9 protein-coding genes are annotated in these 11,382 nt (G+C 71.2%); 6 read left to right on the forward strand and 3 right to left on the reverse strand.

What is annotated here, in order from left to right; translation table 11 throughout:
* On the reverse strand, positions 1-550 hold a 550-nt coding region (locus ABWK99_RS08530; protein ID WP_372594273.1), incomplete at its 3' end, for a GDP-mannose 4,6-dehydratase.
* A 91-nt stretch (positions 551-641) separates the two neighbouring features.
* Between ABWK99_RS08530 and ABWK99_RS08535 the strand changes: the two genes are divergently transcribed.
* From ABWK99_RS08535 to ABWK99_RS08545, 3 genes are read left to right on the forward strand one after another with little or no spacing between them, the layout of a single operon-like run.
* The gene (locus ABWK99_RS08535; RefSeq protein ID WP_372594274.1) at positions 642-1,565 is read left to right on the forward strand and encodes an FkbM family methyltransferase; all 924 of its coding nucleotides are present in this window, start codon (positions 642-644) and stop codon (positions 1,563-1,565) included.
* Positions 1,562-3,091: a glycosyltransferase family 4 protein gene (locus tag ABWK99_RS08540; protein ID WP_372594275.1), complete on the forward strand. Its 1,530-nt coding sequence runs from the start codon at positions 1,562-1,564 to the stop codon at positions 3,089-3,091. The genes ABWK99_RS08535 and ABWK99_RS08540 overlap by 4 nt, the downstream gene beginning before the upstream one ends.
* A complete protein-coding gene (locus ABWK99_RS08545; protein ID WP_372594276.1) occupies positions 3,082-4,590 on the forward strand; it encodes a glycosyltransferase in 1,509 nt (502 codons plus the stop codon). Before ABWK99_RS08540 ends, ABWK99_RS08545 begins: the two co-directional genes overlap by 10 nt.
* Positions 4,591-4,643: 53 nt before the next feature.
* Here ABWK99_RS08545 and ABWK99_RS08550 read toward each other — a convergent pair whose 3' ends face one another.
* Positions 4,644-6,572: a DUF4214 domain-containing protein gene (locus ABWK99_RS08550; protein WP_372594277.1), complete on the reverse strand. Its 1,929-nt coding sequence runs from the start codon at positions 6,570-6,572 to the stop codon at positions 4,644-4,646.
* 140 nt (positions 6,573-6,712) lie between these two features.
* Here ABWK99_RS08550 and ABWK99_RS08555 point away from each other — a divergent pair, with 140 nt between their 5' ends.
* On the forward strand, positions 6,713-7,636 hold the full coding sequence (locus ABWK99_RS08555) for an ABC transporter permease (RefSeq protein ID WP_372594278.1): 924 nt from the start codon (positions 6,713-6,715) through the stop codon (positions 7,634-7,636).
* Positions 7,636-8,838 (forward strand): ABC transporter ATP-binding protein, encoded by a 1,203-nt coding sequence (locus ABWK99_RS08560; RefSeq protein ID WP_372594279.1) that lies wholly within the window; start codon positions 7,636-7,638, stop codon positions 8,836-8,838. Before ABWK99_RS08555 ends, ABWK99_RS08560 begins: the two co-directional genes overlap by 1 nt.
* A 39-nt stretch (positions 8,839-8,877) precedes the next feature.
* Here ABWK99_RS08560 and ABWK99_RS08565 read toward each other — a convergent pair whose 3' ends face one another.
* Positions 8,878-10,818 (reverse strand): DUF4214 domain-containing protein, encoded by a 1,941-nt coding sequence (locus tag ABWK99_RS08565; protein WP_372594280.1) that lies wholly within the window; start codon positions 10,816-10,818, stop codon positions 8,878-8,880.
* Between the two features lie 205 nt (positions 10,819-11,023).
* Between ABWK99_RS08565 and ABWK99_RS08570 the strand changes: the two genes are divergently transcribed.
* Positions 11,024-11,382, forward strand: a 359-nt coding sequence (locus ABWK99_RS08570; protein WP_372594281.1) for a GDP-mannose 4,6-dehydratase, incomplete at its 3' end; no start/stop codon positions are given.

Genomic DNA, 11,382 nt, shown 5'->3' on the forward strand with positions numbered 1-11,382 from the left:
GGGACTCGTGGTTGAACAGGATCCCCGAGGAGGCGTGCATCCCGTACGACTCGCGGTAGTTGATGGTCATGTAGTGGCCGAAGACCTTCGCCACGCCGTAGGGCGAGCGGGGCCACAGCAGCGTGGACTCGCGCTGCGGGACCTCCTGGACCTTGCCGAACATCTCCGAGGAGGAGGCCTGGTAGAAGCGGACCTTGCCGGGCTCGTCGTGGGAGTACAGGCGGACGGCCTCGAGGATGTTCAGCACACCCTTGCCGGTCACGTCGGAGGTCAGCATCGCGTTCTCCCAGGAGTACGCGACGAACGAGATGGCGCCGAGGTTGTAGACCTCGTCGGGCTGGGCGATCTCCAGCGCGCGCAGCAGGCTCGAGAGGTCCGTGAGGTCTCCGGTGAGCAGCTTCACGCCGGGCACCGTGCGCTGCACGAGCTCGAGCTTGGGGTTGTTCTGCCCACGGATCAGGCCGTAGACCTCGTAGCCCTTGGACAGCAGGAGCTCGGAGAGGTACAGACCGTCCTGGCCGGTGATGCCGGTGATGAGTGCGCGCGTCATGGTCTCGACTTCGTGAGGAGGGACTGGACTGCGACTGAGCATAGTGCCTCCCCCCAGGTCGCACCCGGAGCCACCATCTATGCTCGACGGCGTGACGAGCGCCGTGTTCATGTCCTACTCCCAGAACCGGGAGGACGTCGTGCTGCGCCGGGCGCTGGCAGGCGTGACGTCGGGTCGGTACGTCGACGTCGGCGCCAACCACCCGCGGACCTACTCGATCTCGCGCGGCTTCTACGAGCAGGGCTGGTCGGGGATCACCGTCGAGCCGGTCCCCGTGCTCGCCGAGATGCACCGGCACGAGCGTCCGCGTGACCATCAGGTCGAGGCGGTGGCGACGAGCGACGACGCATCGCATGTGACGTTCCACCTCTTCGGCGAGAGCGGGCTCTCGACCCTGGACGACAGCGTCCGCGACGCCCACGTCTCCGCCGGCTGGGACGTCGAGGAGGTCCAGGTCCCCGCGCTCCGGCTGGACGCGATCCTCGACGAGGCCGGCTGGTCCCCGCAGGACCCGATCCACTTCCTGACCGTCGACGTCGAGGGCGCCGAGGCGAGCGTCCTCGACAGCATCGACCTGCACCGCTGGCGCCCGTGGGTCCTGGTCGTCGAGGCGACCGTCCCGCTGAGCTCGACCCCGAGCCACCAGGACTGGGAGCCCGCCGTCGTGGCCGCCGGGTACCAGTTCTGCTTCTTCGACGGTCTCTCCCGTTTCTACGTCGCGCAGGAGCACGCCGACCTCGCCCCGCAGCTGTCCTACCCGGCCTGCCCGCACGACGTGTACGACACCGATGTGGATCGCACGCGACGCGAGACGATCACCGCGCTCTCGGACGACGTCGTCCGGTGGCGGACGGCAGCGCTCACCCGATGGGCCGCCGCTGTCGCGTCCGAGAACGTCGCCCACCACTCCGCCGCCTATGCCGCACTGGAGGCCGAGCTGGAGCAGACGCGTCGGACGCTCTCCTGGCGGGTCACCGCGCCCCTGCGGGCCGTGCGACGGTTGTCGGCACGGTGAAGGGCCGCCCCCTGCCGCCGTCCGACAGCGAGGACGCGGAGGCGATCGCCGACGCCACCGCTCAGCGCATCGTCGCCGCCGCCACAGCCGTGACCGGGCACCCTCCCGAGGGCACGGGCCTCGCCGAGGCGGCGTCCTCCGGCCTCCAGGACCTGGTGGACCGCCTGCGCTCCTCCCAGGACGTCTCGCTCGCGTGGTTGCTCCTCACCGCCGTCGCGGGCTGCTACCCCCAGGCCGACGACGTCCGGGCCGTTCGTCGCGCCGCCCGCCTCGACGACGGAACCGAGACGGCCCTCGCCGTGCTGGACCGCGCCCGTCACCTCGCGCTGACGCACCGCACCGCCGACCGCCCCATGCGGGTGGTCGGCGACGTCGTGGTCGACCTCGACCTCTGCTCCCGCTCGGACTTCCACAACGGGATCCAGCGTGTGGCCCGCGAGACGATCCGCTGCTGGGGGGCCGAGCACGAGATCACCACCGCCGCGTGGACCGACAGCGGTGGGGCGCTGCGCTCGATGTCCCCCCTGGAGGAGGCCAGGGCGCGGCACTGGGCGGAACCGCTGCTCGACGAGCGCCGGCAGGAGGCCGACGACGAGCCGTTCACCGAGTTCGATCTCCTCGTGCCGTGGCGCACGACCGTCGTACTGGCCGAGGTCCCGATCGAGAGCCGCTGCCCTCAGCTCGCGGCCCTCGCCGAGTTCTCCGGCAACCGGCTGGTCGCCATCGGGTACGACGCGATCCCCCTGGTGAGCGCCGACCTCCGCCCCGAGGGCGAGCCCTCGGCCTTCGCCGCGTACCTCACGGTCGTCAAGCACTCCACGGCCGTCGCGGGGATCAGCCGCTCGGCGACGGACGAGTTCGCGGGCTTCGCGGCCACGCTTCCCGGCCAGGGCCTGACGGGCCCGGTGGTCAGCGAGGTCCGCCTGCCCTCCGAGGTGCCACCCGCACCTGCGGGCTGGGTCCGCACCGCACCGGCCACTCCCCGCGTGCTCTCGGTCGGCCGCTTCGAGCCGCACAAGAACCAGGGCGCGCTGCTGCACGCGGCGGAGCTGCTCTGGCGGGAGGGCCTGGACTTCAGCCTCGACCTCATCGGCGGGCCCGGCTGGTCGACCACGGCCGTCGATGCGCAGCTCGCCGCGCTGGAACGTGCAGGACGTCCCGTGCGTCGGCTCGGGTCGGTCCCCGAGGAGGTGCTCTGGTCGAGCATCCGCGAGGCGAGCTTCACCGTCTTCGTCTCGCTGCACGAGGGCTTCGGGCTGCCCGTCTCGGAGTCCCTCGCCTGCGGGACCCCGGTCATCACCTCCGACTACGGCTCCCAGGGCGAGATCGCGGAGGGCGGCGGGTGTCTCGCCGTCGACCCCCGTGACGACGCGGCCGTCACCTCGGCGATGCGTCGCCTGCTGACCGACCCGGTCGAGCTCGATCGGCTCCGGCAGGAGGCGATCGCCCGGCCGTTGCGCACGTGGAAGCAGTACGCCACCGAGCTCTGGGACGTGCTGATGAAGGAGCCTCGACCATGCCCCTGAGCCACCGGACCTCCGTCGTGGCGAGCCTCCTGCGCACCACAAGGGTCACCCGGGTCGACCTCGACGCTCGCCTACGCCTGCTGCTCAGCGCGATCGACCGCGACCCGGGGGCGACGGCCGACCTCCCTGCGCTCGTCCGCGCGGCCGTGGTGGCGCTGACCGACGCTCCCCGCTCGACGGTCTGGCTCGCGCTCGCCGTGCTGCGTGCCGAGCTGCCGACGGTGGCAGAGGTCGTCGACACCGACCGCGCGGCGCAGCTCGAGGGCCCCGAGGCGATCCTGCTGAGAGCCGCCCGCCAGATCTCCCGCTCCACGGCGCGACGGCGGGTCCGCATCGTCGCCGACACCACGATCATCGACCTGGGCGAGCTCGTCACGAACCCGCTGGGCACCGGGATCCAACGGGTGGCCCGTCAGGTGACGACCCAGTGGGTCGCGCACCACGAGGCGACCCTCGTCGGCTGGACCGCCGCCGGCGACGCCCTGCGGGCGTTGAGCCCCGAGGAGCAGCGCGACGCGCTCGACGGGACCGTCCCGCACGACGCCGCGACCCGCGAGCGCCGCTCGGCCGAGCACGAGACCGTCATCGTCCCGTGGCGCTGCACCTACCTCCTCCCGGAGCTGACCGTCGACGCCCGGCGATGTGCCGCGCTGCAGTCGCTCGCCACGCACAGCGAGAACCGCACGGCCGTGATCGGCTTCGACCTCGTCCCGGTGACCAGCGCCGAGACCTCGGCCGCCGGCTTCGCCAACGGCTTCGCGCTCAACCTCGCCGCCGTCGCGCACTTCGACGTCGTCGGTGCGATCTCCGCCGCCGCGGCGACCGAGTACTCCGGCTGGTCCCGCATGCTCGCGGGCACGGGGCTCCCCGGTCCGCAGATCGTCGAGGTGCCCCTTCCCGGTCACGCCCCGGAACCGACGCCGGACGACCTGGCGGAGGCGGCGGCACGGCTCCTCGTCCCGGGGATGCCGCTGGTCCTCGTCGTGGGGAGCCACGAGCCCCGCAAGAACCACCTCGCCGTCCTGCACGCCGCCGAGATCCTGTGGCGCAGGGGCCACCGCTTCAGCCTGTCGTTCGTCGGCGGGAACTCCTGGGGCAGCGAGGAGTTCACCGCGCGCCTGGAGGCGCTCCGCGGAGCAGGACGAGCCGTCGAGAGCATCAGCCGGATGCCCGACGGCCTGCTCTGGGCCGCCTACCGGCTGGCTCGCTTCACCGTCTTCCCGTCGATCAACGAGGGCTTCGGGCTGCCCGTCGCCGAGTCGCTCTCGGCAGGGACCCCTGCCCTGACCTCCGGCTACGGCAGCATGGCCGAGATCGCCGAGCACGGCGGTGCGCTCCTGGTCGACCCGCGGGACGACGAGGCCGTCGTGGAGGCCTTCGCGCGACTGCTCGTCGACGACGCCCTGGTGGACCACCTCGTGCACGAGGCGCGACGCCGGCCTCCGACGAGCTGGGCCGACTACGCGGAACGGCTCTGGGACTCCTTCCACGCCGGCTAGGGTCGCCGTCAGGGGACCGGCGGCACAGGACCGGGGTCGGCCGCCCGGCGTCGTCAGCCGGCGCGCTTGACCGCGAGCTGGGCGTACTCGACGCTCCCGGCGATGCCGATGCGCACGGCTCCCTCACCGTCACGGAGCAGGATCGTCGCCCAGTACTGGCGCCCGGTCCACTCGGCCTCCCGCTGGAGGAACACGCGGTAGTACCCGCCGGCGCGGTACAGCGCCGCCTCCATCGAGAACCAGATCCCGTCCACGACCTGGCTGCGCCCGACCACGCCGATCCGTCCGGACCAGTACGCGGCCTCCTTCGCGCTCGCCGACCGCTCGAACATCGTGCGGTACAGCAGGTCGACGTAGCCGGTCGCCGTGCCGCCCGATCGGTTGAAGAACTCCTGGCTGTCGTAGAAGCGACGCTGGACGTCGTCGACCGTCGCGCGCCCGGCGAGGATCTCGCCGACCCAGTAGCTCATGCCCGCTGCCTCCGGGGCACGGCCCAGCACGTCCCGGTAGGCCTGGGTGATCCGCAGCCGGATGTACTCCATGCTCGAGGTCAACGAGGCGACCAGGGCGGTCTGGCTCGTGCCCGCCATGAGCTGGGTGCTCCAGTCGGCGAGGCCGGCCGCCTCCGGGTTGCGTCCGAGCAGGTCCTGGTACAGCGCCGTGACGATCGCCTCGGCCTCGGCCCTCGCGACGGAGGAGACGGCGAACCAGTCGCTCTTGAAGGTGCTGGTCCCCATGGCCGTGCGGAACGCCGCCCCCGTGTACGTGTGCGAGGCCCCGGATCCGTCGACGACCGTGACCGAGGTGACCCGTCCTCCCAGGTCCCCGAGACCGTTGCGCCCGGTGACGGAGACCGAGCGGACCCCGGAGATCCCCAGCCGGGCGGCCACCTGCGCCTCGGTGAAGGTCGCGCTCCAGTCGTGGTTCGGGTTCCCGGAGTAGTCGTCACCGTCGTCCACCACGGCGGGGAAGGTCCCGCCGGCGGTCCACCCTCCGCTGGAGGAGCTGAACTCCGTGCGGGCGATCGCTCCCGTGCTCGTGAAGCGCATGACCGTTCCCGCCGTGACGCTCACCGCGAGATCGGTCTCCGCCTGCTCGATCCGCGTGAGCGTCGCGCTCGCGCCGTCGGCCTTGCTCGAGAACGCCCCGGAGTAGACCTGGCAGGCGGTGGTGTCGCAGACCGACGCCCCCGAGGAGCGCGGCGAGGACGCGAGGGCGTAGCTCCTGGCCGCGACCGCCTGGGCCTGGAGCGCCTGGCGCCCGCGCCCGTTGCCGAGCGGGCCCCACGACCCGGAGACCTCCTTGGGGAGCACCCCGCGCAGGTAGGACTCGATCGGCAGGACGTTGTGCGTGTACACGGTCGAGTTGGCCAGGACGACCTTGAGCACCCCGCGGTAGCCGTAGGAGATCCCCGACTCGCAGGTGCGCAGCAGCGTGTCGCTCCCCTCCCCCGCCCCGGCGGTCGCCAGCACGACGCCGGAGGCCAAGGTGCCACCCGACGTCGTCCACGGTCCTGCGCAGCTGGTACCGGTGTAGAGCTGGAGCGAGCCCGAGCCCGTCGAGCGCACGAGGGCGTAGCCGTACCCCGATCCGAGCGAGGTGCCGTTCACCGTCAGGCCCGGCCCCTGGACGATGGTGTCGACCCCCGTGAGCCGGGTCAGCTCGACCGAGATGGTGGGGTTGCCCGCATCGGTCGCGACCCTCGTCCCACCGTAGAAGTGCGTGAGGATCTGCGTGGCGGACCACCCGTGGTCCACGGCGTAGCCGAGCGCCCCGAACTGGCTCATGCCCCTGCCATGACCCCAGCCGTGACCGACGAAGGAGATCTCCCCCGAGCTCGTCGCCGTCGGGAGCGCGGCCGTGGGCGTCGGCGTCGCGGCGCCGGCCGCGACGGGTACCGCCGCCAGGGCCAGTGCCACGAGCCCTGCGACGAGGGCCCGTGCGGCGAGGTGGACGGTGCTGCGTCGGCGCAGGGGGCGCATGACTTCTCCCGGGTCTCGGACGGTACCTGCCATTGGACCATGCCCGGGACCCGGGATGCGCAGGCGCGAGAGGTACCCGGGTACTGTGTGTGGGCAGCGACGACGTGGGGTCAGCGAGATCCCTCGGAGACAGGGAGCGCATGAGTCACGATCACGAGTCCAGGAGTGCGCACCTGGCATCTCTCGAGCTGCGTCCGGCGGGCCCACGAGCCGGGTTCCTGCGCGGGACGATCCAGTCCGTCCGGGACATCTGGGCCCACCGCGAGCTGCTCGACCTGCTGGTCCGCCGGGAGATCAAGGCCAGGTACAAGGACAGCATCCTCGGGTTCTTCTGGAGCCTCGCCAAGCCGCTCGCCCTGCTCCTGGTCTACTACGTCGCCATCGGCAAGTTCCTCGGCGCCGAGCGGGTGCCCGGACGCGAGGGCGGCATCCCCGAGTTCGCGATCTTCATCTTCACCGGGCTGACCGCCTGGCAGCTCTTCAGCGACATCATCCTGGGGGGCACCGGCTCGATCGTCGCCAACGCCGGCCTGATCAAGAAGGTGTACGTCCCGCGGGAGGTCTTCCCGCTGAGCGTCCTGGGCTCCTCGCTGTTCAACTTCACGATCCAGCTCGGCATCCTGGTCACGGCCACTGTCGTCTCCGGCGCCTTCCCCCTGGGCCAGCGGTGGCTCTACCTGCCGCTCGCCCTCGCCGTGCTCATCGTCTTCGCGAGCGCCCTGGCCCTGCTGCTCTCCGCCGTGAACGTCTACCTCAGGGACGTGCAGTACCTCGTCGAGATCGTCATCATGATCCTCTTCTGGGGCTCACCGATCGTGTACTCCTGGGGTCTGGTGCACACCCGTCTCGAGGGCTCCCTGCTCGACACTCTGTACCTGATGAACCCCATGACGCTCGTGGTCGTCGCCTTCCAGCGGGTCTTCTGGGTCGGGGGCGACGGAGAGGCCACCCCGGACTCGCTCACCATCCGTCTGCTCGTCACGCTGGGGATCTCGATGCTGCTGCTGTGGGTCAGCCAGCGCATCTTCGCTCGACTCCAGAGCAACTTCGCCCAGGAGCTGTGATGCCCACTCCCGTCATCGAGATCAACGACATCTCCAAGCGCTTCGTCATCCGCAAGGAGAAGTCGCTCAAGGAGAGACTGGTCAACTTCGGCCGCTCCAACCTGCACAAGGACGACTTCTGGGCCCTGCGCGACGTCGACCTCACGATCGAGTCCGGGACGACCGTCGGGCTGATCGGCCCCAACGGCTCGGGCAAGTCGACCCTGCTCAAGATGATCAGCGGGATCCTCCAGCCGACGAGCGGTTCCGTCCAGCTCCGCGGCCGGCTCGCCGCCCTGCTCGAGCTGGGCGCCGGCTTCCACCCCGACCTGACCGGCCGCGAGAACGTCTACCTCAACGCCTCGATCCTCGGGCTCTCCCGCAGCCAGACCGACCAGTACTTCGACGCGATCGTCGACTTCTCCGGGATCGAGCAGTTCATCGACACCCAGGTCAAGTTCTACTCGTCCGGCATGTACGTCCGCCTGGCCTTCGCGGTCGCGGTGCACGTCGACCCCGACATCCTCCTGGTGGACGAGGTGCTGGCCGTGGGCGACGAGCCCTTCCAGCGCAAGTGCATGGACCGGATCCGCGGCTTCCAGCAGGAAGGTCGCACGATCGTCCTGGTCACCCACGCCCTGGACCAGGTCGCCGAGATCTGCGACCGGGCCGTCGTCCTCGAGCACGGATCGGTCGTGGCGGACGGACCACCCCGCGACGCTCTCCAGGTGCTCCGCAAGGGCTTCGAGCAGACCCGCCAGGACGACCTCGAGCGGGAGCGGGCATCCGTTCCCGTCGCGGCCGAGCGCCCGCATGCGGTGGTGGAACGGGTCGAGATCCTGGACGCCCAGGGCACCGTGACCACCGCCGTCGAGGCCGACGCACCGCTCACGGTGCGCGTGCACGTCTCCAGCCGGGACCGGCTCGAGGGGTGGATCGTCGGCTTCGGCCTCGAGACCTCCTCCGGGCAGACGATCTACGGGACCAACAGCCGCCTTCTCGGGGTCTCCCTGCCCGCCGTGACGGGTCAGGCGGCCTTCGACTTCAGCATCGCTCGGTTCTGCGTGGGCGAGGGCTCCTACACGGTCCACGGGGCCGTGGCCGACAGCACCGGGGCCGAGCTGCACCGGCTCGTGGAGGGCACGTCGGTGCGCGTGGCCGCGAACGGCTCGGAGGTCGGGGTCGTCCACCTCGGGGCGACGCTCGCCCCCGCCTCCGCCTGAGCCCGCGCGGACCGGGCGCCCCGGCCCGCGCGGCCGACCTCAGGTCGCCGACGTCCCGTACTGCTTGAGCGCCAGGGCGCGGTACTCGTCCGAACCCGCGATGCCGATCCGGACGGCACCCTCACCCTCGTCGAGCAGCACCTTCGCCCAGAAGCGCAGACCGGTGGCGTCCGGCTCACGGTCCAGGAACGTCCGGTAGTACCCCCCTGCGCGGTACTGGGCGGCCTCCGTGGAGAACCAGATGGCGTCGACGACCGCGCTCCGACCGATCGCGGTGATCCGACCCGACCAGTAGGTCGCCTCCTTCGCGCTCGCCGAGCGCTCGAACATCGTGCGGTAGAGCAGATCGGTGTACCCCTCAGGGGTCCCGCCCGATCGGTTGAAGTACTCGTCGCTGTCGTAGAAGCGGCGCTTGACGTCGTCCACCGTCGCCGTTCCGCTCGTGATCCGCTCGTACCAGTACGCCATGCCTGAGCTCTCGGGGGCCCGGCCGAGCACCTCCTGGTACGCCCGGGTGATCGACAGGCGGATGTACTCCTCGCTGCTGGTCAACGCCCTGACCAGCGCGGCGCCGTCCGCGCCGCCGGCGAGCATCGCGCTCCACGACTGGAGGCCACCGGAGTCCGGGGCGCGGCCCAGCAGGTCCTCGTACATGGCCTTGACGACGGCGTTGGACTGGGTGAACCGCTGGTCGAAGCTGAACGACGACGCCATCGACCGGATCGCGGGAAGGGCCGCATAGCCCCCGTTGCCCGGGCAGGCCGTGTAGGCCACGTCGCGGTGCCCGATCACCCGCGGGAGGGTCACCGTGGTGTTCGCCGGGACGCTCGAGTTCTGGCCGCCGAGTGTCGTGAACCTCATCGTGCCCTCGGGGTTGACCCCGTAGGCACCGAGGCGCCAGCCGATGATCTGGGCGACGGAGCGCTGCGTGGCAGCCGAGGGAGCGTAGTCGTAGGTCCCCAGCATGGAGACCCCGAGGGTCCCGGTGTTGAACCCACCGGCGTGCACCCCGACCACGGCCTTGGTGAGGCTGTTGGCCCGCCCCTCGTAGATGTTTCCCCACTTGTCGACGATGAAGTTGTAGCCGATGTCGCACCAGCCGCGTCCGTCGATGTGATACGCCTGGTCGCCGCGGATCTGCTGCTGCGCCTGGGCCACCGTGGAGTAGGAGTTCGATCCCGCCGTGTGGTGGACGACGGCGCCGACCAGGGCGGTGGCGACGTTCGGGGTGCAGGCCTGCGCCCGCGCCCCCCACTCGGACCGGGAGATCACCGTCGGCGCCTCGGCGGTGGAGGTCTGCACGAAGGCAGCCCCGGTCGTCGTCAGCTCGCCCGACCAGGCCGCGCCCTCGACGGCGCCGGCCGTGCTCGTCGTCGCGGGAGCGTCGACGAGCGTGAGGTCGAGGCCCTCGGGGCCGACCTCGGTCACCGCGGAGAAGGAGACCTGGACGGCGTCCGCCTCGCCGACCCACAGGGAGTCCGTCCCGCCACGGGCACCCGCGGCCGCGGCGTCGGCCGAGCCCGCGTCAGGAGCGCTGTCGCCGATCTCCAGGGCCTGCCACTGCGACCAGGTCCCGTCCACCGCCCGGGTCCGCACCTGCGGGTCGAGGCCCGTCGGGTCCGTCTCTGCCGGCCAGGTGACCCCGAGCGTCTGGAAGCCGTCCGTCTCGAGCACCTCGCTCGCGACCCGTCCGTCGCCCACGGGCTCGTCCGCCGCGAGCGCACCCGGGTCGGCGTCGGCGGCCTGCAGCTCCTCGGTGGGCGCGACCTCACCGTCCTCGTCCAGCGGCGCGACGACGACCTCGACCTGGGTCACCTCGACCTCGTCGGCCACGGCGTCCCCGGCGTCCTGAGCCGGGACGACGCTCGCCGTGGACGACCCGAGGGTCGCACCGGAAGGAGCGTCCACCACCGTGGGCAGACCGCCGCTGCCGACACCGAGAAGAGCGAGCACCACGCTGAGTGCCAAACGGACGATCATGAGAAGTTCCTGACATCGAGAGCGGGGGCCTCTGGGCAGTGTCAGGGGTGTGTTACCGCAGGTCAAGAACATCTGCCTCGCATGTCCGATTCGTCAGAGAACGTTCCCTCCGGCGACCCCGGTGACGGGCGACCGGTGCCACATCGTGGGACCACACCTGGTCTCGGTAGGCTGACGCGTCCACCCCTGCGGCCTGGAGGTCACTGTGCGTCTGCTCGTCACCGGCGGTGCCGGATTCATCGGTGCCAACTTCGTGCACCATGTCGTCCGCGAGCGACCCGACTGGGCAGTGACCGTCCTGGACGCCCTGACCTACGCCGGGGACGAGGCCTCCCTCGCCCCCGTCGCGGACCGCATCACCTTCGTGCGCGGGGACATCACGGACGCCGAGCTCGTCGAGCGCCTCGTCGCGGACACGGATGCCGTCGTGCACTTCGCCGCGGAGAGCCACAACGACAACTCGCTGTCCAACCCCTGGCCGTTCGTGCAGACGAACGTCATCGGCACCTACACGCTGCTCGAGGCCGTGCGCCGCCACGCGGTGCGCTACCACCACATCTCCAC

The sequence above is a fragment of the Actinotalea sp. genome (genome assembly GCF_041597215.1).
In the GTDB taxonomy this organism is placed as follows: domain Bacteria; phylum Actinomycetota; class Actinomycetes; order Actinomycetales; family Cellulomonadaceae; genus Actinotalea.

What these genes read in the sequence shown, in the direction of transcription:
- ABWK99_RS08550 (WP_372594277.1), bottom strand. Translation starts at nt 6,572, where the DNA reads ATGCGCCCCCTGCGCCGACGCAGCACCGTCCACCTCGCCGCACGGGCC.
- ABWK99_RS08545 (WP_372594276.1), top strand. Translation starts at nt 3,082, where the DNA reads ATGCCCCTGAGCCACCGGACCTCCGTCGTGGCGAGCCTCCTGCGCACC.
- ABWK99_RS08560 (WP_372594279.1), top strand. Translation starts at nt 7,636, where the DNA reads ATGCCCACTCCCGTCATCGAGATCAACGACATCTCCAAGCGCTTCGTC.
- ABWK99_RS08555 (WP_372594278.1), top strand. Translation starts at nt 6,713, where the DNA reads ATGAGTCACGATCACGAGTCCAGGAGTGCGCACCTGGCATCTCTCGAG.
- ABWK99_RS08565 (WP_372594280.1), bottom strand. Translation starts at nt 10,818, where the DNA reads ATGATCGTCCGTTTGGCACTCAGCGTGGTGCTCGCTCTTCTCGGTGTC.